This is a genomic window from Sphingomonas sp. 179-I 2A4 NHS (genome assembly GCF_045369135.1).
Lineage (GTDB): Bacteria > Pseudomonadota > Alphaproteobacteria > Sphingomonadales > Sphingomonadaceae > Sphingomonas.
The window spans coordinates 180,986-204,490 of record NZ_JBIQFL010000004.1 but is presented as its reverse complement, the minus strand read 5'-3'; the positions used below and the strand labels follow the sequence as shown (position 1 = coordinate 204,490).

The following is a 23,505-nucleotide window of genomic DNA, read 5'->3' as shown; positions in this document are numbered from 1 at the left end:
GGGCCAGGCGTTCATGCGGTTGCCCGCCGGCGCATCCGCGCTTCTGCCTTGGCAGTCGCGAGCATCGCGCGCATCCGCATCAGCACGATGGCGCCGAACAGCAGGCTGAAGCCCAGCGCCATGATCGGCAGTGGCCACAGAATCGAGGTGTCGATGCTGGACTTGGTGAGGCCGATGCTGGGCCCCTGGTGCAGCGTGTTCCACCACACCACCGAATAACGGATGATCGGCAGCAGCACCGTGCCCGCGATGCCGAACAGCGCCGGGATGCGGCCGTCTCCGCCGCGCTCGCGGTCCGCCATCGTCAGCGCGATATGGCCGAGATAGACGAAGAACAGCAGCAGCATCGACGTCAGCCGGCCGTCCCACTGCCAATACGTGCCCCAGGTGGGCCGGCCCCAGATCGCGCCGGAAACCAGGCAGATGGCAGCAAAGGTTGCGCCCGGCACGGCAATCGCGCGCGCGGCAACCTCTGCCAGTGGATGGCGCCAGACGAGATAGGCGATGCTGGCGATGGCGATGCCGCTCCACCCGCCCATGCCAAGCCAGGCGGCGGGCACATGGACGTACATGATGCGCACCGATTCGCCCTGCAGGTAATCCGGCGGCGTCTGCGTGAGCCCGGCCCAGCAGCCGATGGCGACCAGCACCGCGCCGGCCCAGAAGAGCAGCGGCGTGAGCGGGCGCGCAATCTTCAGGAAACGCGCAGGGTTGGCGAAGGCATGAAGGGCGGGCACGACGGATCACCCCTTATGGCGAAATTTGCCGGACGTCATCCGCTAGGTACCGGGGAAGCGACCGTCTGGTCGCTTCCGTCACGGCAAACACGGGTCCGGCGATGGTTCAGCCGCGGCCGATCAGCCGCTGCGCGATCCGATCGGCGACTTCGGAGATCGGGTCCCCGCTCGCCTGGCTCTCGTCCCACACCTCGATGAGGCGTTCCGGGATGCGGGCGATGCGCGCCATCACCTCGGCCTCGTCGCCGTGGCCGAGATATTCCAGCCCGACGTTGATGATGCCGCCGGCGTTGATGACGTAATCGGGCGCATAGAGGATGCCGCGTTCGTGCAGGCGGCGCCCGTCCTCACGCGTCGCAAGCTGGTTGTTCGCCCCGCCGGCGACAACCTTCACCTTCAGCGCATCGATCGACTTCTCGGTCAGCACCGCGCCAAGCGCGTTCGGGCTGACCAGATCGACGTCCGCAGCAAGGATCGTCTCGGTTGGCGCGGTCGTCGCGCCAAGTTCCGCGGCGAGCGCGTCGGCGCGCGCCTGGTTCACGTCAGCCAGCGTCAGGATCGCGCCGTCCGCGGCGAGCAGCTTCGCAAGTCCGCCGCCGACCGAGCCGACACCCTGGATCGCGACCCGCACGCCCTTCATGTCGGTCGCGCCAAGGCCGCGCTTCGCCGCCGCCTTCACGCCGAGATAGACACCGTGCGCGGTGTAAGGGCCGGGATCACCGCCCGCCGCGCCGCTGGCCACAGGCAGGCCGGAGACGTAGCGTGTTTCCTCCGCAATCACCTTCATCCGCGCTTCGGACATGCCGACATCTTCCGCCGTCACATAGCGGCCGACGAGCGACTCGACGGCACGGCCAAAGGCACGCAGCTGCGCTTCGGTGATCGTCGCACCCGGCGCGTCGGCCAGCACCACGCCCTTGCCGCCGCCAAGCTCCAGACCCGCCATGGCGTTCTTGAAGCTCATGCCGCGCGACAGGCGAAGTGCATCGGTGATGGCGCTCGTGTGATCGGCGTAATGCCAGAAACGCACGCCGCCCGCCGCCGGGCCAAGCGCGGTCGAATGAACCGCGATTACTGCCTGAAGACCGGATGCCGGATCGGTAAAAAGATGGACGCCTTCATGGTCGTCGAAATCGGGGAGGCCCCACGCGGTCATGTCATTCCCGGGGAAAAGAATGGGGCGATCGACGGGACTTGAACCCGCGACCCTCGGTACCACAAACCGATGCTCTAACCAACTGAGCTACGATCGCCGCAAGAGAGCGCGCCCCTACGGCTAGGGCGCGGAAGCGTCAAGCTTGCGGCGCGAGAATTCTGTGGTTGCCGCGCCGATCAACGGTGCGGCAATCAGAAACGCCCCTCGATCGCCAGTTCCATGCCGTTCGTCGTCTGGACGAAGCCCGCGCCCTGCAGCCGCGCAGTCGCGGCCGGGTCGCCGGGTTGCAGCGTGAGTTCAACGCGGTAGCGGCCGTCCGGCCACAGGCGGATCGTGCTCCCCTCGCCGCCCGCCGCGCTGGTCAGCGGCAGCAGCAAGGCGCCGCCGTCGCAGCGCGCCGTGCCGGTCAGCGCCGCCGGCACCGGCAGCCCGCCGATCTCACCCCCCAGCGTCGCTCGCACCCGGCCCTCCGCCCGCTCGCAGAAGTCGCCGCGGAACCGCACCGTCACTTCATCGAGGTTCAGCGTGGTGACCGGCAACGGGCGAAAGGCCGTGCCAACCGGCAGCGTCGCGCTGATCCCGTCCAGTTCGAACGTATGACGCGTGATGCCAATCGCGCCCGCGAGTTGCGGGGCGGGCGGCGGCGCGCTGCCGCGCAGATGCACGCGGGCACGGCCGAGCAGCAGCTGGAGCGGCGATACGCCGGCCGAAAGATCCCCAAGCACGATATCGCCGAACCGCGCCTCACGCAGGCTGCCGGCCCAGATGCTGCCCCGCACCTCGCGCGCGGTCATCCCCTGTTCCGCCAGCCCCAGCCAGCCGAGCGCGAGCCTGAGCGGCAGGAAGGCGATCATCGCCGCGACGAAGAAGGCGAGGAACAGTGCGCCGGGGCCGGTCGCCAGCCGGATCCGCCTCATGCCGCGCGTCCCTTCAGCGTCAGCGTCGCTGCCACCGTGCCGTCACCATTGCCGGTGATGCTCGACGAATCGACCAATATGCCATCGGCCTCCAGCCCGGCGATCCAGGCGAGCAGCGCTCCGGGCTTGGCCGTCGCGATCGTGATGCGCACCCGTGCGCCATCGGGATCGAGGCTGGCGAGCGCAAAGCCGGCCTCGTCGGCGCGCATCCGCACCGCATCGGCGATCGGCCCTTCCAGCGGGCGAACGCGCCCGCGCTGCAGCGCCTTCACCGCCGCCACCTGCCGCTGCACCTCGCCCAGCCGGATGGTGGCCGCGATCTGGCGCTCGCGCGTCGATTCGAGGCCATCGCGCACCGGGCGGATGATCCCGGCCCAGACGATCGTCACCGCCAGCAGCGCCAGCATCACCAGGATCAGCCGCTTCTCGCGTAGCGACCGACCATTGTACCACGTGATCAGCCCGGTCATGGCACACTCACCGTCACATCGCCGCGCAGCCGCTCGCCATTCGCCTCGAAGGTGCTGGCCGTCACGCGAAAGCCCATGTTGCGAAGTCGGGCCACCAGCTGGTTCGCCTGCGCCTCGCCCTGTGCGGCGATGGTGACGCGGCACTCGCCGGTCGGCTCGAAGGCCAACGCAACGATCTCCGTCCCGGCGATACCACGCACCGCATCCGCCACCGCAGCCGTGGTCGCCGTAAACCCGGCACCTGGGCCACGCAGGTCGGAGAGCCGCTCGGCGAGCAGCCGGTCCGCATCCCCCTGGTCGGCACCCCGCGGCAGGCCGCTGCGCGCCAGCACCTCAGCCTTCGCCTCGGCGGCATCGGCAGCGATCGAATACTTGGCGATCCGCGCAAGGTCGATAACCAGCGTCACCAGCAGGATCAGCGCGCCAAGCGCGGCCAGCCGGCGCACCAATCGCCAGTCGATCGCCCGCCGCTTGCGCCGCGCGAACGGCCCCTGGCGCAGATCGAGCACGGGCCGGGCGGCCGCAGCTGCCACCGCCGCGTCGAGCGCATCGCGCGTCAGCGTCTCGGGTGGATCACCGGTGATGAGCTCGGTCAGCCGCGCCTCGTCGGCAAAGCCGCTCGCGGTGCCGCGCACCACCGACTGGCCGCCGATATTCGCCCGCACGAAGCCGCTCTCCGGCCGCGGCAGCAGCAACGGCGCAGGCAGGATCGCAACGGGATCGATCCCGAGGGCGGCGAAGGATGCCAACCAGCCGCGCATCCGCGCACCGGCGACGACGCCGATCGGCCGTTCCTCCTGCCCCTCGTCACCGACCGCGACATGCAGATCGTCAAGCGGCCCGGCCACCGCGTCCATCACGAGGATGCGCGCCGCCGCACTCGCCTGCGCGGGGGAGCGGGCCGGCAGCACCGCCCAGTGAAGCGTCACCGCATCCGCCGGCGCGACACCGATCACCGCCCCAAGATCGCCATCCGGCAGCCCCTCGCCGCCGCTCACGATGCTGTCCTCGCCAGTGCGCAGCCAATGCCACGGATCGTCGACATGGGCGGGAAGGAAGATCATCGTCGTCATGTCGCCTCCCCCCATTGCCGCGAGACGAGCCGCGCGGGAAGCGTGGTCGCGTCGATCAGCGCCCGCTCCGAAAGATCGCTGCCTGCGACGCTCACATCAACGGTGAGATCGAACCAGCTGGTCTTCACGCCCGTCTGCTGCTCGGCCGCCGGATCAGCGGTGATGCCGGACGCGGCATAGATCTTCCAGAAATCCTGCGTATCGGCAAAGCCGCCCGGCGGCCGGCGCAGCAGCCCCGCGGCGGCGCCCGCCACGCCCAGCGTATCGGGCAGCAGCATCGCGATCAGCGGCGCCTGTTCGGGCATCAGCGTGTTGACGTTGATCGTCGCGCGGGTGGTGCGTGGCAAAGTGCACAGCCATGGCCGCAGCCGCTGATAGGCCTCGTCCGTTACGCCAGCGACCGCGCGCAGCTCGCTCGGGTCCGCCATCAGCGTGCCGGCGGTGCGATACGGCGTCGCGAGGCCAGTATAGGCACTGTCTTCCGCGCCGCCGGCCAGAGGCTGATCATCGCTGTCGATCCAGTCCGCCGCCGCGGCCGCGATCGCGTCGCCGCCCGGCACGTTCAGCAACCTCGCAAGCCGTGCGAACTGGGTGATCGTCGTCGGATCCGCCACATACGTGCCATCAAGATCGCTCACCAGGCTATTGAGATTGAAGCAGTTCCCTCCGTCCTTGACGCGCGCGACGGCACGTCCGTTCGGAAGGGGGATAGTGTAGGGCCGGTTGCTCCAGCCGCCATCCAGCGTCACCCGATCCGGGTTCTGCCGCAGCAGATCGGAGACGCGGCTGGTCGCCAGCGCCTCCGCTGCGAAGGCAAGTCCGCGCGCCTGATCGAGCGCGACGGCATTGGCCGTCAGCCTGGTCGACAGGCGAAGCCGCTCGAGAGCGGTAGCCGCCATCACCGCGATCACGGCGACGAGCAGCAGCACGGTAAGCAGCGCCGCGCCCCGCTCCCCCGGCCTGCCTGGGGGGGGCTCACGACGCATCGGTCGGCACCTTCGGCACGGGGGGCGCCCCGCTCCCGACGAGGAACAACTGGCGGAACACGGCACCGTCGGCGCGCTGCACCACCAGTTCCAGCGCCTGCGGCAGCGGCGCGGTGGCGCCATCCCAGCGATCGCTCCAGCCACCTGAAATGCGATAGCGCAACGAGGCGCGCTGCACGCCCGCCAGCACCGGCACCGGCGTCAATGCGGCGGCGCCGTCCACCATCGGCCAGGCGATCCGCTCCAGCGCGTCACCGTTCACGCGATAGCTCACCTTCTGCAGCGCGGATCGCGGCTGTCCGTCGATATTGGTCCAGCCGTTGCGCACGAAGGTGACGCTGGCCGCATCGCCGACAAAGGCCGGCAGCAACGTACCACGCTCGTCACGGGCGGGGCGGTTCACCGCCTGCGCCAAATCCGATGCGAGCAGCGACGACTGCCGCGCGAGCGCGCCGATATCGTCCAGCCGTGCGGTCGTCGCGCCCTGTGCACGCACGCTGACGGCCAGCAGCGCAACGCCCGCCGAGGCGATCAGCCCGAAGATCATCAGCGCGACCATCACCTCGACCAAGGTGAAGCCGTTGCGGACCGGCGAGGCCCGCGCGCGCCGCCGCGTCACGAGACGGTCACTTCGGGCTGCTCCTGGCGAATCATCGTCAGCCGGCCGAGCGCGCGGCCCCCGGCGTCGCTCACCGCGACATCGATCCGCAGCACGCGCGAGTCGCCGGTGGGGCGGACGTCGCGGGTCCAGCGCCATGCGCGGCCCCCGTTCTGCTCGACGCCGGTGGCTCGCCCCAGCGCCGGCGCGCGCGCCGCCGTCACCGCATCGATCGCGACGTTGCGCGCGACCATCTGCGCCATGACGGTATCTCCGAGGATCGCAGTCGAGCGCACCGTCGCCCCCTGCAGCCGGATCAATGCCAACGCGGCGAGGCTGAACACCGCCAGCGCCACCATCACCTCGACCAGGGTGAAGCCCCGATCGCTGATGTTGCCCCGATCTGCCCCCCCGCGCCGCATCTCAGCTGTCGACCTTCGCGCGCCCGTCCGCGCCGATCGAGACGGTCACGCGGGTGCGGTCACGACGCAAAAGGACGCTTAGCGGTCGATCGGTCATGCCCATCGGATCGAACGTCACGCGGGTGCGCTCCCGGATCACGGCCTGCGTGCCCTCACCCCAATTGGCGACGCGCAGCGGCTTGTCCGCCAGCGCCACCCAGCGCCCGTCACGGCGCTCGTCGAAGCCATAGCCGGTCGGCGTCACCCAGACGCTGACCGGGCGGCCGGTAATAACCGCCGAATCCTGCGCCGCCCGAACGCGGGCGGCAAAGCGCGCGCCCTCGTCAACCAGGCGCCCGCGCGGATCCGGCATCGCCAGCACGGCGGCCGCGGAGGCAAGGCCGATCACGGTCAGTACGACCATCAGCTCGACGAGCGTGAAGCCGCGTTCGGCCGCAGGGCGGCTATTGCCAGGAGCCGATATCGGCATTGATCCCCTCGCCGCCTTCCTGCCCGTCGGCGCCGTTGGTCCAGACGTCCGCCGCGCCGTGCTTTCCGGGCGACGCATAAAGATACGGCCGGCCCCAAGGATCGTCCGGCAAGCGCTTGATATAACCGCCCGGTTGATAGGCGGCCGGGTTGGCAAGGCCGGCGGGCGGGCTTGTCAGTGCGGCAAGGCCCTGCGCGGTCGTCGGGTAATTGTTCTGCTGCAGCCGGTACATCTCCAGCGCCTGCTCGATCGTCGCGATATCCGCCTTCGCCTTCTGCACCCGCGCCGTGTCCCCCGACGGGATGACGTTGAGCGCGACGATCGTCGCCAGAAGGCCGATGATGACGATCACGACCATCAGCTCCACCAGGGTGAAACCGTTCTTCTTCCGACGCTTGTGGGCTTCTTTTCGCATCATCTCTCTCATTGGCCGGCAAGGGTGTTGAGTTGCAGGATCGGGAGCAGGATCGATAGCACGATCGTCGCCACCACGCCGCCCATGACGACAATGATCGCGGGTTCGAGCAGCGACATGGCGGTGGCGGTGAAGCGATCGAACTCGCGCTCCAGATAGTCGGCGGCGCGCTCCAGCATCTCGTCCAGCCGCCCCGCCGCCTCGCCGGAGGCAGCAAGATAGATCAGCAGCGGCGGGAAGACGGCGGCACGGCGCATCGCCGCCGAGAGGCTGCCGCCGGCGCGGATCGAATCGGTGATTTCGTCGGATGCGGCGCGAAGCCGCCGGTTGTGGATCGTCCCCGCCGTGAGCGACAAACCCTCCAGCAGCGGCAGGCGGCTTGCCACCATCGTGCCGAGCGTACGCGCCATCCGCGCGGCGTGAAGATCACGCAGCAACCGCCCCAACAGCGGCACGCGCAGCAGCCACGTGTCGAACGCGAGCCGGATCGGCGGCTGGCGCAGCGCGACGACTAACAGCCCGACCATCGCCGCAGCCGCCAGAAGCATCAGCCACCACCAGCCGACCAGCACGTCCGAAAGCCCAATCACCAGCCGGGTGAGCAGCGGAAGCTCCTGTCCCATCGTGTCGAACTGCTCCACGACCTGCGGCACGACGAACATCATCAGCGCCGTGACGACACCCATCGCAACGACGGCAAGAATGATCGGATAAGCCAGCGCCGTCAGGAGCTTGCCACGGATCTCTGCCTGACGCTCGAGGAGCGCGGAGAGCCGCTCGAGGATCGTCGGCAGGGTGCCGGAGCTTTCGCCGGCGGCCACCATCGCGCGGTATAGTGGCGGGAAGCTCTTGGGCTCACGCGCCATGGCATCCGCGAGCCGCCGCCCCTCGACGACGCCGGCGTGAACCGCCTGCACGATCTCGCGCACCTTTTCCTGCTCGGTCTGGCGCGTGATCGTTCGGAGCGACTCTTCGAGCGGGGAAACGAGCGACAGGGTCGCGAGCTGGCGCGTGAACAACGTCAGCTGCTTGGCCGACATCTTGGGGCGGCCCAGCTGCAGCCCGAACAGCGGGCGCCCACGTGCGGCGGGGGCGCTGCCCGGTTCAATCCGAACGACGTATAGCCGTCGCCGGTCGAGCATCGCGCGCGCCGTCTCGGCGTCGACCGCCGCGACATGCCCGCGCGTTTCCTGTCCGCGCGTGTCGATCGCGAGATAATCGAAGTCAGGCACCGGGCTGACCCGAACGCACGCCGCAGCCGGAAGCGTTGCGATCAGCCATCGCTGTCACGGCGCGACACGCGCACCGCTTCCTCCGGCGTCGTCACGCCCTGTTCCACCATGCGCCTGGCCGCCGCCGCGAGCGTTTCGCCGCGCGTGAAGGCGTGCGCAGCGATCGCCGTCTCGTCCGCGCCGTCGTTGATCAGCCGCCGCACCGTCTCGTCGATGCGGATCGCCTCGAACACGCCGACGCGGCCTTTGAAGCCGGTGCCGTTGCATTCCGCGCAGCCCACCGGTTCGTACACCGTGACCTCGCGCGCGATGCCCAACAGCGACGCCACCGTGTCCCCAGCCGGAACCGCGCGACGGCATTCCGGGCACAGCCGCCGCACCAGCCGCTGCGCGATCACCGCGCGCAAGGTGGAGGCGAGCAGGAACGGCTCCACGCCCATGTCGCGCATGCGGGTAATCGCGCCCACGGCGTCATTGGTATGGACGGTGGACAGCACCAGATGCCCGGTCAGCGAGGCCTGCACTGCGATCTCCGCCGTCTCGCGATCGCGGATTTCGCCCACCATCACCACGTCCGGATCCTGGCGCAGGATCGCGCGGAGGCCGGCGGCAAAGGTGAGTCCCACCTTCGCGTTGACCTGCATCTGACCGACGCCGTCGACGGCATATTCGACCGGGTCCTCGACGGTCAGGATGTTGCGGCTGCCATCGTTCAGCATGCGCAGCGCGGCGTAGAGCGTCGTGGTCTTGCCGCTGCCGGTCGGGCCGGTGACGAGGACGATGCCGTTCGGCTCATGGATCGCCGCGTCGAGCATGCCGTGCATCCGCGGATCCATGCCCAGCGCGTTCAGGTCGATCCCCGCCTTGTCCTTGTCGAGGATACGCAGCACCACGCGCTCGCCCGCGCGGTTCGGCAGCGTGGAGACGCGCACGTCGAGCAGCTTGCCGCCCAGCGTCAGCCCCATGCGCCCGTCCTGCGGCACGCGCCGCTCGGCGATGTCGAGCCGCGCCATCACCTTGATCCGGCTGACGACGACGGGCGCGACATGCGGCGGCATGCGCAGTGTCTCGCGAAGCACACCGTCGATCCGCATCCGCACGACGAGGCCGCTCTCATACGGCTCGATATGGATGTCGGACACGTCGTGGCGGGCCGCGTCGGCGATCACGCCGTTGATCAGGCGGATAGCGGGTGCATCGTCCGCCGTATCGAGCAGGTCCTCGGCGGTCGGGATGCCGTCGGCGAGCAGGTCGAGCTCGTCGCCCATGCCAACCGCGGCGAGCGCGGTCGCCTGCCCGTCCATCGCGTAATTGTCACCCAGCAGCCGGTCGAAGGCAGCGGGCTCCAGCACCGTCACATCGAACGGGCGGCCAAGCACGCGGCGCACCTCGATCAGTGCGCGCGGGTCTGCCCCTTCACGCAGCGCAACGCCCTCGCCTGACAGCGTCACGCCGAACTTGCGCGCGAAGGCATAGGGAAGCGCGACGGGCGCAAGCGCCTCCGCCTCCAGCTCCGCGCCCAGCCGCAACACCGGCTCCGGCAGCGGCTGCGCCCCCGCGATCGGCAGCGGCAACGGATCGCTCACGCCCCGCCCCGGCCTGCGCGCACGATCAAGCACCAAGGCGCGCGCGCGATCAATTGCCGCGCCGCTTGATCGTGACGGTGGAATTGCGTTGCACAGGCACGTTCACGCGCGGGTCCTCGATATTCCCCGGCACCGGCGCGCTGGGGATCGGCGGGGCGGCGCCCATGTAATCGCGCACCAGCTGGTCGATCGAGGGCTCGCGGCCGGGATCCTGCACCCCCTGCTCCAGCCTGAGATATCCGTAACGTTGCTCGGTCACGCGGCGCGTGTCCTGCGGCGTGCGCAGGATCGTCGGGCGGATGAACACCATGAGGTTCGTCTTCGTCCGCTGCCGGCCCTTGGAGCGGAAGAGATTGCCCAGCACCGGAATGTCCCCGAGGAACGGCAGCTTCTCCAGCGTGCGGCGCTCGTCGTCGCTCAGCAGGCCGCCGATGATCGCGATCTGCCCGTCGTCCACGGTCAGCGTCGTCTCCACCTCGCGCTTGTTGAGGATGAGATCCGAATTGTCGTCGCTGACGGGCCCGGCGATCGAGCTCACCTGCTGGTGGAGGAACAGCTTGATCGAGCCGGAGGAATTCACCTGCGGCCGCACTTCCAGCTGGATGCCGACATTCTCGCGCTGCACGGTGCGAAAGGCATTGTCGAAATTCTGGCTCAATGCCTGGCCCGTGGTGATCGGGATTTCCTGGCCAACAAGAATGCGCGCTTCCTGGTTGTCGAGCGTGATGAGGCTGGGTGCCTGCAGCAGGTTCGACGTCGTGTCGCTCTTCACCGCGTTGATGATCGCGCCGAAGATCGTGTCCCCGCCGATATTGCCGCCGAACCCGCCGAAGCCACCCCCAGCGCCCAGGATCGAGCTGACCGCCTGCTGCGCCAGCGCATCGCTGATCGAATTGTCGGTGGTCGTCGTCGTGGTGGTGCCATTCACCGTGGTGGTCGTCGTCGCCAGGCTCCGAGCCCCGATCGCCCCGGCGATCGAAAGCAGGTTCGGCGCCGAATTGGAAAAGCTAGTCGCGCCGAACGCGCCGCCGGAAAGGCTGCCGAGCAGGAACTGGAAGCCGAGCCGGCTCGCCGTCTGGTCGGAAACTTCGGCGACGATCGCCTCGACCAGCACTTGCTCGCGCCGCGTATCGAGCTGGCGCACGACCTCGGCCAGCTGCCGCTGGATATCGGCCGGGGCGGCGATGACGATCGCATTGGCGCCGACGAAGCGGGTGACCACGGCGGGCGCCCTGCCCCCCTGCGCCTGCACCGCCGCCTGGCCGCTCGCGCCGCCGCCCGGGGCCGCCTGGCTCTGCTGCTGGCTGGCGCCGCCGCCGCCGATGCTAGGCTGGCCGGTGCCGCTGCCGCCATTGGCACTGGTGCCGAAGTTCGACTGGCTCAGCGTCGTTTGCGGCACGGAATCAGGGGTTTGGCCGACGAGTTGCTGAAGCACTGGCAGGAGCTGCGCGGCATCGGCGTTCTCCAGGAACACGACGCGGATTTCGGTGCCGCTCTTCGCCTTCTGATCGAGATCGAGCGCAACCTGCGCCAGCCGCGCGACCGTCGACGGATCGCCGCGCAGCGCGATCGAATTGGCGCCTTCCACTGCCACCACGCTGGTCGTCTGCGTCGATCCCTGCGCCGGCGTGCCCACCAGCCCTTGCAGCGCCGTGGCGATATCGCGCGCGCCGGCGTTCTTCAAAGCAATCACGCGCGTCGAATTATTGTCGGTATCGATCCGGCGAAGCACTTCGCGCACGCGGCGGACGTTGTCGGCAAAATCCGCGATGACGATCGAGTTGCCGCCGCGATTGGCGCTGACCGAGCCTTGCGGCGACACGAGCGGCCGCACCGTATCGACCGCCGATTGCGCATCGACCGCTGACAGGCGGACGATTTCCGTCACGAACTGGTTGCGCGCGGCGCCGGCGCTGCCGACCCGCCCGGGCTGGGCGGCGGCATTCTCGATCGGCTGGACGCGCAGCGCACCGGTCGCGGTGGGCACCGTGACCAGCCCGTTGGCGCGCAACGTGGAGAGGAACACCTCGAAATATTCCGAGCGGCTGAGCGGCCGGTCGGTCACCACCGTCACCTTGCCCTGCACCCGGCTGTCGATGATGAAGGTGCGTCCCGTCACCTTGGCGGCATCGGCGATGAAGGCGCGGATATCCGCGTCCCGCACGTTCAGCGTCGTCTGCGCCGCGGCCTGCGTCGCCAGGACGAGCGCCAGTGCCGGCGCTAACAGCAATCGCTTCATCGGCCGGCCACCTGCACGCTCAGCGGCAGGCTCTGCCCGCCCCGGTTCACCGTCATCGTCAAGGTGCCACCCCCGCTAAATTGCGCGGCGAGCCGCTCCACGTCGGACGGCCCCTGCACCGGCCGCCCCCCGATTTCGATGATGATGTCGCCTTCGCGCAAGCCTGCGGCGCGGAACGCCGCGCCCGTGCCCTGCGGCCGAACGACAAGGCCGTTGATCCGGCCTCCTTCGACGCGTGGAACGAAGCCGATATCGTCCTGGAACTGCTGCACGGTGATGCCGCCCGCCCCGGCCTGCACCGGCTCGGACGCGAACGATCCGCCGTCCGACACCGGCAGCGCAGCCCCGGCGCCCGCCGCCCCGGCCGATTGATCGAGGAACAAATCCTCGCGCACCCCGCCGCGCTCGATCGTCACATGATCGAACGCGACTTCCCTCAGCACCACGCCCGGAATGATCTCTTCTCCCACCGCGATGCTCTTCTGCACCCCGTCAGGCCCGGCGAGGATCGCCGAGCCGCGGCCCATTGCCTCGTCGATGCGCGTGCCGAACAGCTTGAGCTGGAGCGAGGTGACCACCGCCGGGCCGCCCTGCGTGCCCCCGATGCGATAGAACGGATCGAACCCACGCAGCACCTCGCCCGGCGCGGCCGGCAGAGTCACCCCGGCAGGCCGCCAGTCCCCCAGCGGCGACACCGGGGTCAGCACCGTCCACACCAGCCGCGCGCATTGCACGGCAAGCACGCCAAGCAGAACCAGCTCGGCCAGCGAATAGACGTTGACGGCGGGCATCCGCCGCAGAAGCGCCCGCGCACGAGCGTCGAAACTCAATCGCATGGACCTGCCAATTCCCGCCCCTGCCGCCGCTATGTCGGTGATGTTACAGCGGCATTGCAAGGAAGTGTAATATTTCCGAGGCTGGTGAGCCATCATTCGCCTTGGCAGAATGGCCACCATGGACACATCGCTCATTGACCCCGCCCTGTCCGGCCTGGACGAGGCCGCGGTGATCGCCCAGCTGGCCGCGCACCCCGGCATCCAGCGGGTGCCGAGCCCCAAGGTCAGCCTGTTCATGAAGCGCGGCTTCCTCGATGCCGAGACCTGCGCTGCGCTGGTCGCGCTGATCGACGCGAACCGCCGTCCCTCCACGATCGCAGACGCCAATGGCGATGCCGCCTTCCGTACCAGCGAGACCTGCGATCTCGACGCCGCCGACCCGGTCGTGCAGCAGGTGGAGGCGGCGATTGGCGCCGCGACGGGGCTCCACCCGATGTTCGGCGAGCCGCCGCAGGGCCAGCGCTATGCGCCCGGGCAGGAGTTCAAGGCGCATACCGACTATTTCGAGCCCAACGGGGTCGACTTCCACCGCTTCTGCGCCGTGGCCGGCAACCGCACCTGGACGGTGATGATCTACCTCAACGAGCCGGAGGCCGGCGGCGCCACCCGCTTCAAGACGATCGAAAAGACGATCCAGCCCCAAACCGGCAAGCTGGTGGCGTGGAACAACCGACGCGCCGATGGTTCGCCCAACCCCGCCACCATCCATCACGGGATGAAGGTGCGCGCCGGCACCAAGTACATCATCACCAAATGGTTTCGCGAGAAGCCGTGGGGCTGAGACGCGCCGAGCCCGGCGGCACCCGCTCGGGCTGCCGCTGGGCCGGGGATGGAAGCACCTCCTAGAAGGTGATGCTGGCGCCCAGCGTCAGCAACCGGCCCTGGTTGTAGCGGTTGATGAACACCCGTTGCCCGTCCGCGAAGGTCTGGAACTCCTGGTACTTCGTGCCCGTCAGGTTGCGCGCCTCGCCCTTCAGCTCCACCCGCTGGCCAAGGAAGTCGACCGTCTGGCGCGCCACGAAATCCAGCCGGATTCCCGGCTTCTCGATGATGTCCGGCTGGAAGCCGACGCCCGTCAGCAGCGAGGGCCCACGGTTCGTCACGCGGTTGCTGGCATAGTTGAACAGGAACGTCGCCTGCATCTCGTTCTCCTTGTCCTCGTAGCCGAGCTGGAGATTGACGAGATGGTCGGACTGGCCGGTCAGCGGCGCGCCGTCACGGAACTGGAGGTTCGCCGGCGCGAACCCGTCGCCGCACCCGCCCAGCGTCACGCCCAGCACGCTCGGCACGCACTGGCTGTTCGCGGTAATCTTGGACTGGGTGTAGGTATAGTTTGCGATCACCACCAGGCGCTTGCCGGCCCAGTCGCCGTTGATGAAATCGAGCGGCACGTATTTCTGCATCTCGATCTCGCCGCCCCACAAGGTGGCCTTGGGCAGATAGGTAAAGCCGGTCTGCAGCCGCGCGTCGGGCGTCGGGTAGAAGCCCACCTGCTCGATCGGCCGGTTGATCTCCTTGTAGAAGCCCGCCGCCGTCAGCCGCTGGTCACGGTCGAAGAACCATTCGTAGCGCGCCTCGAGGTTGTAGAGCGTCGAATCGCGCAGCAGCGGGTTGCCGAAGAACAGGCGGTCGGATTCGAAATCGCGGAACGCCTGGGGGGCAAGCTCGCGGAATTGCGGCCGCGCGATCGTCTTCGCCGCCGCAACGCGCAGCTGCATGTCGGGTGCGAAGTTCCACGTCAGCGTCGCGGCGGGCAACCAGTAATCGTTGTTGAGCCGCGTCGAGGTCGCGCCGATCGGCGTCACTTGCTGCTTCGCCGTTTCGTAGCGCACACCCACGATCGCGCGCACGCCGTCGATCGCCTCGGCCTCGGCCTGGACATAGCCGGCGTGGATCTTGAGGCTCGCGTCATAGGCGTAGGAGCCGTTCAGGCCGGAGTCGAAGCGCAGCTGCACCGCATTCTCAGCCTGGCTGCCGCTCGTCGCCACCGGGCAGCCGTTCAGCACGTCCGGCGACAGCAGATAGTCGGGCCGGAACAGGTTGCACGGGAACGGGATCGCCCCACCCGTGGTCGTCTGGTACGTGAACGGCAGGCGCAGCGACGTGCGCTCGTTCTGCGAATAATAATAGCCCGCCGACAGCGTGAACGGCCGCTCGGTCGACAGCTTGTACGTCAGGTCCGCCTGGCCCGAGTAGAGATCCTCGTTGAGCTCGCTGAACACCACGGTGGCGAAGCGGTCGAAGGCGTTGGTCGCCTGCCACACGCCGGGGCACATGATCGCGCCCACGCCCGGCACGCTGCCCGGCTGGCTCGGCCGCACGTCGAGGCTGGTGTTGCAGTTATAGATGAACTGCCGCTCGTACGGCGAATTGCGTTTCGAATTGGCATAGGCGCCGCGCACGTCGATCGAGAAATCGTCGATCGGCTTGAACTCGCCCACCAGCTGCGTCTCGATCAGCTGCCGTTCGAACCAGTTGGTGTTCTGCTGGAAGATCGGGTTGCCCGACGAATTGTTGAACACCGTCGCGGCGGATGCTCGGCCCTGCTTCAGCGTGTCGTGGATATAGACGTTGGTCCAGCGGATGCGGTTCTCGTCGAATTCGTAACCGAAGCCGAGCAGGCCGTTCACCACCGCGCGATTGTCCGTGATCACGGTATCGAAGTCGTTGCGCAGCGCGCCCGTCGCGGTGACGGTGTCCTGCTGCGTCGTGTCACGCGTGCGCCACGTGTTCGAGACGCTGCCAGTGGCGATCATGCCGATCCGCCCCGCGCCGAGGTCACCGACGAGGCCGAGGTTGAGGTCCCCCGACCAGTTCGCCGGAATGTCGAAATTCTGCTGCAGCAAGGTGGTGCGCGCATTGGAGAGCTGCGCCACCTGCGCGGTCGGGATCACGCCATTGCCGAACGGCGCGTTGCGGATGAACGCGGGCACCTTGCGGGTGCCGGAGTCATAGCCGAGCCAGTCCGACTTGGATCCGTAATAGGTGTAGCCGAGCTTTCCGGTCGTCACCGTGTCGATCCCGCCCGACGCACCGATGGTGACGTAATTCTCGTCCGGGATCGCCTTGGTGGTGAGGTTGATCACGCCCCCGCCGAACTCGCCGGGATAGTTCACCGAATAGGTCTTCTGCACCAGCGCGGAGCCGACGATGCTGGTCGGGAAGATGTCGAGCGGCACCGTGCGGCGCAGCGGCTCGGGGCTCGGCAGCGGCGAGCCGTTGAGCAGCGCCGAGGAATAGCGATCGCCAAGCCCGCGCACGAAGACATAGCCGTTGCCGACCACCGACAGCCCGGTGACGCGCGTCAGCGCCCCGGCGATGTCGCCCTCGCCGGTCCGCGCGATATCCGCCGTGGACAGCACGCTGATGACCTGCGCGGTCGAGCGGATAGAATTGGGGATGTTGCGCCCCACCACCACGATGTCGTCACCCGAGGTGGCATCGACGCCCGGCGCCGAGACCTCGGCCGCCTGCTGCTCCGTTCCCGCGGCCACCTCGGGCGCGCTGGTGGCAGTGGTGCTGGTCGGTTCGGGACCGGCGGGCGCGCTGGTCGACGGGGCGCCGGTGGACGGGGCGACCTGCGCCAGCGCGGCGGGGGCCACCAGGATGGTGGTCAGCAGAAGCAGGGATGAATAGGCGATGCGCTGGCGCATGATCGGGCCTTCCGGTCGATATTGGTGAACGGGCCCGCGGTGCCGCCATGCTGGCGATCACCGGGGCCCGCGGTCGTCACAAGGGGAGTGACTGGCTCAGCGGCCCTGGCACTGGAAGTAGACCGAGTTGAACGTCGGGGCGCCGGCATCCTGCAGCGCCGCATTCGCCGGGCGGATCGTCGTGCGGCTGTCGCCCGAACCCTCGCCGGCGATGATGTTGACGCAGCCCTGGCCCGACGCCGTCTTCACCACGCCGTTGACGAAGGCGAAGTCCGCGCCGCCACGCAGGCGGATCGCCGCCGGCGCCGAGGACGGGCTCTGGATGAAGGTGAAATTGGCATAGCGGCCGAAGGTGCGCGGCAGCAGGTCCTCGGCGTTGTTCGAGTCGATCTCGGTCGCGAACGAGTCCGCCGTCGAGCCCGACGCCTTCTGCGCCGCGATGATGAACTGCATGAAGCCGCGCCAGCCGTTGTCGACATCGAAGCCGTCGTCGTCCGCGCCGGTGACGACGAAATACTTGAGGTTCGTCGTGCCGCCGAAGATCTCGATCCCGTCATCGGCCGAATTGTGGCTCTGCACGTGATCGATCGTCGTGCCGCTGCCGGTACCGCCCAGCGTCAGGCCCTGAAGCTCGTTGCCCTCGCTGATCGCGATGCCGGTGTAGCGGATCTGGACGTACTGCAGCGTGCCCGAATTGCTCTCCTTGTTCGGCCCGCCATAGAAGCGGCCCGTCACGCCCTCGATCGGGTTCTGGCACGTCGTGCTGGAGCCGTCGGCATTGTTCGGGCCGGTGCCCGACGCGCACACCGCGGTCGGCGCCTGGCCGAGCAGGATCAGCCCGCCCCACTGGCCCTGCGTCGCATCCGACACGCCATTGCTGCTGAGGTTCTGCTGCGAGGTGAAGATGATCGGCGCTTCCGCCGTGCCCACTGCGTTGATGCGGCTGCCACGGTTGACGATGATGAGGTCGTTCGACGCTTCCGACGAATCCGCCGCCAGCACCACGCCCGGCGCGATCGTCAGCACGACGCCCGAGGAGGCACCGGTCGTGCCGACATCCACGCCCACTTCGGTCTGACCGCGGAAGCGGTAGAACACGCCCGGGATCTTCGGCAGCGACAGGCTGGACGAGATGACCGTCGGCAGCCGGCACGCACGGAACGTCGCGACGATCCCGTCATCGACCGTGCCCGCCGGGCACGCCGCGGTCGCACCGCCGCTGCCGATGCTGGGCACTGCCGTGCAGGCGACCGACGCACCGCCGAAGTTCGCCGCAGTCGAATTGCAGGTCCAGCCCTGGAAGGACGTGTCGTTCGGCCCGTTCAGCGCGCCGACAAAGTTGGTGGCGGTGAAGAAGCTGCCAAGCGAGGTCGGGTTGCTGGCGGCGGTCAGCGATGACGCGCTGGCGGGATAGACGCCGTTCAGCCCGGCCGCGCCGTTCACATTGTTGTTCGCGCCGGCATTGACGATCGCCAGCTGCTCGTCGGCCGTGATCGTCACGCCGTTGACGGTCGTCGCCACGGCGAACTGCGCCGCGGTGATCGGCGACGGGGTCGGCGTGCCGGTCGGGGTGGGCGTCGGCGCCGGCGGCGTCACGATCACGTCGATGTTGCCGGCACCAGGCGAGGCGACACCATCCGCACCGCCGCAGGCGGCGAGCAGAAGGCAGGCGGTGCCCGCGAGAAACTGGTTACGGCGGCCGATGCTCAGCATGTGTCACTCCCGTTGATCGTCGGCCCGTCCCCCGGACCAAAGACGAGTCGAGCCGCTTGCCCGTTCGCCTTTCGAGAGCGCCGCTAGAGGCGCGCGATGACAGCTGCGTGGAGGTTCGGAGACGCCGGCGTGACGGATATGTTGCGAAGGCGTGACAAACGCGCCGCCGGTGCCGCGGCGGGACGCTCGGTACGGCGGTTGGCCGATGGAGCCCGCAAACCAAAAGCCCCGCCGGTCAAGTGACCGACGGGGCTGAATATGGTGGGCGCGACAGGGATTGAACCTGTGACCCCACCCGTGTGAAGGGTGTGCTCTACCGCTGAGCTACGCGCCCGGTGTGAACCGGAAGCGGGCCTTTAGGCGGCACGTCGCCGCCTGTCCAGCCCGTCAAAACACATTCAGTTCAACGAATCCTTCAGCACCTTGCCGGCCTTGAACTTCGGCTGACTCGACGCCTTGATGCTCATCGGCTCGCCGGTGCGCGGATTGCGGCCCGTGGAGGCCTTGCGCTTCGACACCGCGAAGGTGCCGAAGCCAACCAGTCGGACCTCGTCGCCCTTCTTGAGCTGCGCGGTGATCGTGTCGAACACGGCCTCGACCGCGCGGACCGCATCGCCCTTGGCAAGTCCCGACGCGTTCGCCACGGCCGCAATCAACTCCTGCTTGTTCATGCACGGACCCCCGTCTGCTGTGCGTATGTGTGAATAATTGGATTCGGCCCATCGATGGGCTGATCGGACCAGTAAGGCGGCTGCCCGACGCGCTGTCAAACGAAACCACGGCGGTTGCGACGAACCGCCGTGGTCGATGCGCCTATTAATCAGAACGACTTAGTGGTGAAGTTCACCCCCGGCCGGCGCGATCGGGGCCGGCGGCTGGGCCGCCAGTTCGTCCGCATCGGTCCAGTCGATCGCCTCCAGCGGCTCGGTCAGCGCCAGGCGAAGCACCTCGTCGACATGCGTCACTGGGATGATCTTCAGGCCATCCTTGATGTTCTGCGGGATGTCCGCGAGGTCCTTCTCATTCTCCTGCGGGATCAGCACCGTGGTGATGCCGCCGCGCAGCGCCGCAAGCATCTTTTCCTTCAGGCCGCCGATCGGCAGCACCCGCCCGCGCAGCGTGACCTCGCCGGTCATCGCCACTTCCTTCTTCACCGGCACGCCGGTCAGCGTGGAAACGATGCAAGTGACAAGGCCGATGCCGGCCGACGGGCCGTCCTTCGGCACCGCGCCCTCCGGCAGGTGGACGTGCACGTCCTTGCGATGGAACAGGCTCGGCTTGATCCCGTAGGACGGCGCGCGTGCCTTGATGAAGCTCATCGCCGTCTCCGCCGATTCCTTCATCACGTCGCCCAGCTTGCCGGTCAGCTTGATCGCGCCCTTGCCGGGCACGGTCACGCTTTCGATCGTCAGCAGCTCGCCGCCCACTTCGGTCCAGGCGAGGCCAGTGACGGCGCCGATCTGGTTTTCCTCCTCGGACAGGCCGTGGCGATACTTCTGCACGCCCGCGAACTCGTGGAGGTTCTCCGGCGTGATGGTCACACTGGTCGCCTTGCTTTCCAGGATCTGGCGCAGCGCCTTGCGCGCAAGCTTGGCGATCTCGCGCTCCAGCGTGCGGACGCCCGCCTCGCGGGTGTAGCGCTGGATCAGCGCACGCAGGCCTTCCGGGGTCAGCGTGAACTCGCCTTCCTTCAGGCCGTGCGCCTCGATCTGCTTGGCGATCAGGTGACGCTCGGCGATCTCGACCTTCTCGTCCTCGGTATAGCCTTCGAGGCGGATGATCTCCATGCGGTCGAGCAGCGGCTGCGGCAGGTTCAGCGTGTTCGCCGTGCAGACGAACATCACGTCGCTGAGATCGATGTCGATCTCGAGGTAGTGATCGTTGAACTTGCCGTTCTGCTCGGGATCCAGAACCTCGAGCAGCGCCGATGCCGGATCGCCGCGGAAATCCTGGCCCAGTTTGTCGATCTCGTCGAGCAGGAACAGCGGGTTCGCCGCCCCTGCCTTGCGCAGGTTCGTCACGATCTTGCCGGGGAGCGAGCCAATGTACGTCCGCCGGTGGCCACGGATCTCGGCCTCGTCACGCACGCCGCCGAGCGACTGGCGGATGAACTCGCGCCCGGTCGCCTTAGCGATCGACTTGCCGAGCGACGTCTTGCCCACGCCCGGCGGCCCGACGAGGCACAGGATCGGCCCCTTCAGCTTGTTGGTGCGCGCCTGAACCGCGAGATATTCGACGATCCGGTCCTTCACCTTTTCCAGCGCATAATGATCCTCGTCGAGGATCGCCTGCGCCGCGGCGATGTCCTTCTTCAGCTTGCTCTTCTTGCCCCACGGCAGGCCGAGCAGCACGTCGAGATAGTTGCGCACCACCGTCGCCTCGGCGCTCATCGGCGCCATGGTCTTCAGCTTCTTCAGCTCCGCGGTCGCCTTGGTGCGCGCTTCCTTGGAAAGCTTCAGCGTCGCGATCTTCTGGGTCAGCTCGGCGACCTCGTCGCCCTCGCCGTCCTCGCCCTCGTTGCCGAGCTCGCGCTGAATCGCCTTCAGCTGCTCGTTGAGGTAATATTCGCGCTGCGTCTTCTCCATCTGGCGCTTGACGCGGCTCTTGATCTTCTTCTCGACCTGCAGGACGCCGAGCTCGCCTTCCATGAAGGCATAGACCATCTCCAGCCGGCGGGCGGGATCACCCTCCACCAGCAGCGCCTGCTTGTCGGCCACCTTGATCGAGATGTTGCCGGCAACCGCGTCGGCGAGGCGCGAGGCGTCCTCGATCTCGGCCAGCTGCACCGCCGTCTCGGCCGGCAGCTTGCGGTTGAGCTTGGCGTAATTCTCGAACTGGTCGATCACCGATCGCATCAGCGCGGAAACCTCGGTCCCTTCGGCCTCCACTTCGTCGATCAGCGTCACTTCCGTGGTGACATAGGTGCCGGCATCGATCAGCCCGCCCAGCCGGCCGCGCTGCTTGCCTTCGACCAGCACGCGTACCGTGCCGTCGGGCAGCTTCAGCAGCTGCAGGACCGTGGCGGTCACGCCGATGTCGTAGAGATCGTCTTCCTTGGGATCATCCTCCGCCGGATCGAGCTGGGCGACGAGGAAAATTTCCTTGTCAGCCGCCATCGCCGCTTCGAGTGCGGCGACCGACTTGTCGCGGCCGACGAACAGCGGCACGATCATGTGTGGAAAAACAACGATGTCGCGCAGCGGAAGAACGGGGAAAGTCTGGGTCATGAAAACTCCGGTGCCGCTCCGAACAGGCGGCATACTCGGCTTATATGGGGTTAAAGTCGTTTCCATCAATCGGCCAGCGTCCGAGTGCCGCTAATCAACGCCGCCCTGCTGCTTGCAGCCGTAGCGTCTCTGCCCGCCAAGGGAGAGCCACCGCTCACCGCCCAAACGCAGAAGTCGGGCGGCCCCCGCCCGGCGGAGCAGACCGCGGTCGTCTTCGACCATGCCGATCTCGCCTTCGAGGTGCTGCCCAAGCGGCGCCGGATCACCGGCGTGGCGACGCTCACCTTCACTGCCCGCGCGCCCTTGTCGCGGCTCGTGATCGATCTCGATCGCAACCTGCCGGTCTCGGCGATCGCGATCGACGACGTGGACGTGCCCAAAGATGCCTGGTCGAACCCCGATGGGCAGCTGACGATCACCCTGCCGCGCCCGCTGGTCGCGGGGCAGACGGTGCGCGCGCGAATCAGCTACGGCGGCACGCCGCACGTCGCGCTTAATCCGCCATGGGACGACGGCATCGTCTGGTCCACCACGCCGGACGGCAAGCCGTGGGTGGCGACGACGACCGAGGGCTATGGCTGCGACCTGCTGTGGCCCTGCCTCGACTTTCCGACCGGCGAGCCCAAATCGGTCGATCTCCACATTACCGTGCCGGCGGGGTTGAAGGCACCTTCAAACGGTCGCCTCCTCGGCGTCGACGTGCTGCCGGACGGGCGCACTCGCTGGAACTGGCGCGCGCGCCAGCCGAATACCTATGCGGTGTCGCTGGCGGTGGGCCCCTATGAGGAGATCACCGGCAGCTATCGCAGCCGCTTCGGCAACACGATCCCGCTTCATTACTGGCACTTGCCCGGCAAGGCAGCAGAAGCACGCGCGCTGTTCGACGAGTTCGCCCCGACGCTCGAATTCTTCGAGCAGGTGATCGGGCCCTATCCCTTCGCCGACGAGAAGATGGCGGTGGTGGAGACGCCCCACCTGGGCATGGAGCACCAAACCATCAACGCCTATGGCAACAACTACGCCAAGGCGCCGGAGGGGTTCGACTGGCTGTTCCAGCACGAATTCGCGCACGAATGGTTCGCCAACCAGATGACGGCGGCGAACTGGGACGATTACTGGCTGCACGAAGGCTTCGCGCAATACATGCAGCCGCTTTACGGCCAGTGGCGCGAAGGCGACGCGCGTTATGCCGTGATGCTGGATGCGCAGCGCAACCGGATCACCAACAAGGCGCCGGTGGTGCGCGACAAGCTCCTGACCGAGGAGGAAGTGTACGAACCCGCGCTCGGCGGCGCCGGAACCGACGTATATTTCAAGGGCGCCTGGACGCTGCACACCCTTCGCTGGCTGATCGGCGACGAGGCCTTCTTCCGCGCCACCCGCCGCCTCGTCTATGGCCGACCCGATCCCAAGCCCGGCAATTTCGCACCCCGCTTCGCCTCGACGCGCGAGTTCCAGCAGATCGTCGCGGAAGAGGCCGGCCGCAATCTCGACTGGTTCTTTGACGCCTACCTCCGCCGCGCCGCCCTCCCCGAACTGGTCGAGGCGCGCGACGGCGACAGGCTGCGGCTCGAATGGCGTGCCGGCGGGCCGTTCCCGATGCCGGTCGAGGTGCGCATCGGCAACCGGGTGGAGCGCGTGACGATGGAGGGCGGGCGCGGCGAACTCACCGTCCCGGCTGGCACCCATGTCGTGATCGATCCCGCCGCGCGCGTGCTGCGCCGATCCGAAGCGGTCGAACGCTATCGGGCCTGGCAGGCGAAGGCGCGGCGCTAG

At 68.1% G+C, this 23,505-nt stretch carries 20 protein-coding genes and 2 tRNA genes; 2 read left to right on the top strand and 20 right to left on the bottom strand.

All coding sequences use genetic code 11. The features are described 5' to 3' along the window. Positions 1–11 precede the first annotated feature (11 nt). The 15 genes from ccmC to ACH0CP_RS09550 form a co-directional block, all read right to left on the bottom strand. Positions 12–737 carry a heme ABC transporter permease CcmC gene (gene ccmC, locus ACH0CP_RS09620; RefSeq protein WP_294443690.1) on the bottom strand — a complete coding sequence of 242 codons (726 nt, stop codon included), beginning with the start codon at positions 735–737 and terminating at the stop codon, positions 12–14. Between the two features lie 106 nt (positions 738–843). Then, the gene (locus ACH0CP_RS09615) at positions 844–1,893 is read right to left on the bottom strand and encodes a Glu/Leu/Phe/Val dehydrogenase (protein ID WP_294443693.1); all 1,050 of its coding nucleotides are present in this window, start codon (positions 1,891–1,893) and stop codon (positions 844–846) included. A gap of 20 nt (positions 1,894–1,913) precedes the next feature. Next, positions 1,914–1,990: transfer RNA gene (locus tag ACH0CP_RS09610), tRNA-His, on the bottom strand. Positions 1,991–2,084: 94 nt separating this feature from the next. Continuing rightward, positions 2,085–2,810: a type II secretion system protein N gene (locus tag ACH0CP_RS09605; RefSeq protein ID WP_294443694.1), complete on the bottom strand. Its 726-nt coding sequence runs from the start codon at positions 2,808–2,810 to the stop codon at positions 2,085–2,087. Further along, positions 2,807–3,280 carry a type II secretion system protein GspM gene (gene gspM / locus ACH0CP_RS09600; RefSeq protein WP_294443695.1) on the bottom strand — a complete coding sequence of 158 codons (474 nt, stop codon included), beginning with the start codon at positions 3,278–3,280 and terminating at the stop codon, positions 2,807–2,809. The genes ACH0CP_RS09605 and gspM overlap by 4 nt, the downstream gene beginning before the upstream one ends. Continuing rightward, complete coding sequence (gene gspL, locus ACH0CP_RS09595; RefSeq protein ID WP_294443696.1) at positions 3,277–4,353, bottom strand: type II secretion system protein GspL; 1,077 nt, start codon at positions 4,351–4,353, stop codon at positions 3,277–3,279. The genes gspM and gspL overlap by 4 nt, the downstream gene beginning before the upstream one ends. Beyond that, positions 4,350–5,339, bottom strand: coding sequence for a type II secretion system minor pseudopilin GspK (gene gspK / locus ACH0CP_RS09590; protein ID WP_294443697.1), 990 nt, complete (start codon positions 5,337–5,339; stop codon positions 4,350–4,352). The genes gspL and gspK overlap by 4 nt, the downstream gene beginning before the upstream one ends. Further along, complete coding sequence (gene gspJ, locus ACH0CP_RS09585; protein WP_294443698.1) at positions 5,329–5,958, bottom strand: type II secretion system minor pseudopilin GspJ; 630 nt, start codon at positions 5,956–5,958, stop codon at positions 5,329–5,331. Before gspJ ends, gspK begins: the two co-directional genes overlap by 11 nt. Beyond that, positions 5,955–6,359, bottom strand: coding sequence for a type II secretion system minor pseudopilin GspI (gene gspI / locus ACH0CP_RS09580; RefSeq protein WP_294443699.1), 405 nt, complete (start codon positions 6,357–6,359; stop codon positions 5,955–5,957). Before gspI ends, gspJ begins: the two co-directional genes overlap by 4 nt. 1 nt (position 6,360) lies before the next feature. After that, the gene (locus ACH0CP_RS09575) at positions 6,361–6,828 is read right to left on the bottom strand and encodes a GspH/FimT family pseudopilin (protein ID WP_294443700.1); all 468 of its coding nucleotides are present in this window, start codon (positions 6,826–6,828) and stop codon (positions 6,361–6,363) included. After that, positions 6,803–7,243, bottom strand: coding sequence for a type II secretion system major pseudopilin GspG (gene gspG / locus ACH0CP_RS09570; RefSeq protein WP_294443701.1), 441 nt, complete (start codon positions 7,241–7,243; stop codon positions 6,803–6,805). The genes ACH0CP_RS09575 and gspG overlap by 26 nt, the downstream gene beginning before the upstream one ends. 8 nt (positions 7,244–7,251) lie before the next feature. Beyond that, positions 7,252–8,475: a type II secretion system inner membrane protein GspF gene (gspF, locus tag ACH0CP_RS09565; RefSeq protein WP_294443702.1), complete on the bottom strand. Its 1,224-nt coding sequence runs from the start codon at positions 8,473–8,475 to the stop codon at positions 7,252–7,254. 41 nt (positions 8,476–8,516) lie between these two features. Continuing rightward, complete coding sequence (locus ACH0CP_RS09560) at positions 8,517–10,019, bottom strand: GspE/PulE family protein (protein ID WP_406875680.1); 1,503 nt, start codon at positions 10,017–10,019, stop codon at positions 8,517–8,519. A gap of 91 nt (positions 10,020–10,110) precedes the next feature. Further along, complete coding sequence (gene gspD, locus ACH0CP_RS09555; RefSeq protein ID WP_294443703.1) at positions 10,111–12,300, bottom strand: type II secretion system secretin GspD; 2,190 nt, start codon at positions 12,298–12,300, stop codon at positions 10,111–10,113. Further along, positions 12,297–13,136 (bottom strand): type II secretion system protein N, encoded by an 840-nt coding sequence (locus tag ACH0CP_RS09550; RefSeq protein WP_294443704.1) that lies wholly within the window; start codon positions 13,134–13,136, stop codon positions 12,297–12,299. The genes gspD and ACH0CP_RS09550 overlap by 4 nt, the downstream gene beginning before the upstream one ends. 118 nt (positions 13,137–13,254) lie before the next feature. Between ACH0CP_RS09550 and ACH0CP_RS09545 the strand changes: the two genes are divergently transcribed. Then, positions 13,255–13,917: a prolyl hydroxylase family protein gene (locus ACH0CP_RS09545; protein ID WP_406875641.1), complete on the top strand. Its 663-nt coding sequence runs from the start codon at positions 13,255–13,257 to the stop codon at positions 13,915–13,917. Positions 13,918–13,978: 61 nt separating this feature from the next. Here the strand turns inward: ACH0CP_RS09545 and ACH0CP_RS09540 are convergent, their stop codons facing one another. The 5 genes from ACH0CP_RS09540 to lon all read right to left on the bottom strand — a co-directional run bounded on the left by ACH0CP_RS09540 (position 13,979) and on the right by lon (position 21,729). Further along, positions 13,979–16,789, bottom strand: a complete 2,811-nt coding sequence (locus ACH0CP_RS09540) for a TonB-dependent receptor domain-containing protein (RefSeq protein WP_294443706.1) — start codon at positions 16,787–16,789, stop codon at positions 13,979–13,981. 96 nt (positions 16,790–16,885) lie between these two features. Further along, positions 16,886–18,502 carry a hypothetical protein gene (locus tag ACH0CP_RS09535; RefSeq protein ID WP_406875643.1) on the bottom strand — a complete coding sequence of 539 codons (1,617 nt, stop codon included), beginning with the start codon at positions 18,500–18,502 and terminating at the stop codon, positions 16,886–16,888. Between the two features lie 259 nt (positions 18,503–18,761). After that, positions 18,762–18,836 (bottom strand) — tRNA-Val (locus tag ACH0CP_RS09530). A gap of 64 nt (positions 18,837–18,900) precedes the next feature. After that, a complete protein-coding gene (locus ACH0CP_RS09525) occupies positions 18,901–19,173 on the bottom strand; it encodes an HU family DNA-binding protein (RefSeq protein WP_406875645.1) in 273 nt (90 codons plus the stop codon). 159 nt (positions 19,174–19,332) lie between these two features. Then, on the bottom strand, positions 19,333–21,729 hold the full coding sequence (gene lon, locus ACH0CP_RS09520) for an endopeptidase La (protein WP_406875646.1): 2,397 nt from the start codon (positions 21,727–21,729) through the stop codon (positions 19,333–19,335). 84 nt (positions 21,730–21,813) lie between these two features. Between lon and ACH0CP_RS09515 the strand changes: the two genes are divergently transcribed. After that, positions 21,814–23,505 carry a M1 family metallopeptidase gene (locus ACH0CP_RS09515; protein ID WP_406875648.1) on the top strand — a complete coding sequence of 564 codons (1,692 nt, stop codon included), beginning with the start codon at positions 21,814–21,816 and terminating at the stop codon, positions 23,503–23,505.

What these genes read in the sequence shown, in the direction of transcription:
- ACH0CP_RS09615 (WP_294443693.1), bottom strand. Translation starts at nt 1,893, where the DNA reads ATGACCGCGTGGGGCCTCCCCGATTTCGACGACCATGAAGGCGTCCAT.
- ACH0CP_RS09605 (WP_294443694.1), bottom strand. Translation starts at nt 2,810, where the DNA reads ATGAGGCGGATCCGGCTGGCGACCGGCCCCGGCGCACTGTTCCTCGCC.
- gspM (WP_294443695.1), bottom strand. Translation starts at nt 3,280, where the DNA reads ATGACCGGGCTGATCACGTGGTACAATGGTCGGTCGCTACGCGAGAAG.
- gspL (WP_294443696.1), bottom strand. Translation starts at nt 4,353, where the DNA reads ATGACGACGATGATCTTCCTTCCCGCCCATGTCGACGATCCGTGGCAT.
- gspK (WP_294443697.1), bottom strand. Translation starts at nt 5,339, where the DNA reads ATGCGTCGTGAGCCCCCCCCAGGCAGGCCGGGGGAGCGGGGCGCGGCG.
- gspI (WP_294443699.1), bottom strand. Translation starts at nt 6,359, where the DNA reads ATGCGGCGCGGGGGGGCAGATCGGGGCAACATCAGCGATCGGGGCTTC.
- ACH0CP_RS09575 (WP_294443700.1), bottom strand. Translation starts at nt 6,828, where the DNA reads ATGCCGATATCGGCTCCTGGCAATAGCCGCCCTGCGGCCGAACGCGGC.
- gspG (WP_294443701.1), bottom strand. Translation starts at nt 7,243, where the DNA reads ATGCGAAAAGAAGCCCACAAGCGTCGGAAGAAGAACGGTTTCACCCTG.
- gspD (WP_294443703.1), bottom strand. Translation starts at nt 12,300, where the DNA reads ATGAAGCGATTGCTGTTAGCGCCGGCACTGGCGCTCGTCCTGGCGACG.
- ACH0CP_RS09550 (WP_294443704.1), bottom strand. Translation starts at nt 13,136, where the DNA reads ATGCGATTGAGTTTCGACGCTCGTGCGCGGGCGCTTCTGCGGCGGATG.
- ACH0CP_RS09545 (WP_406875641.1), top strand. Translation starts at nt 13,255, where the DNA reads ATGGACACATCGCTCATTGACCCCGCCCTGTCCGGCCTGGACGAGGCC.
- ACH0CP_RS09540 (WP_294443706.1), bottom strand. Translation starts at nt 16,789, where the DNA reads ATGCGCCAGCGCATCGCCTATTCATCCCTGCTTCTGCTGACCACCATC.
- ACH0CP_RS09535 (WP_406875643.1), bottom strand. Translation starts at nt 18,502, where the DNA reads ATGCTGAGCATCGGCCGCCGTAACCAGTTTCTCGCGGGCACCGCCTGC.
- ACH0CP_RS09525 (WP_406875645.1), bottom strand. Translation starts at nt 19,173, where the DNA reads ATGAACAAGCAGGAGTTGATTGCGGCCGTGGCGAACGCGTCGGGACTT.
- lon (WP_406875646.1), bottom strand. Translation starts at nt 21,729, where the DNA reads ATGACCCAGACTTTCCCCGTTCTTCCGCTGCGCGACATCGTTGTTTTT.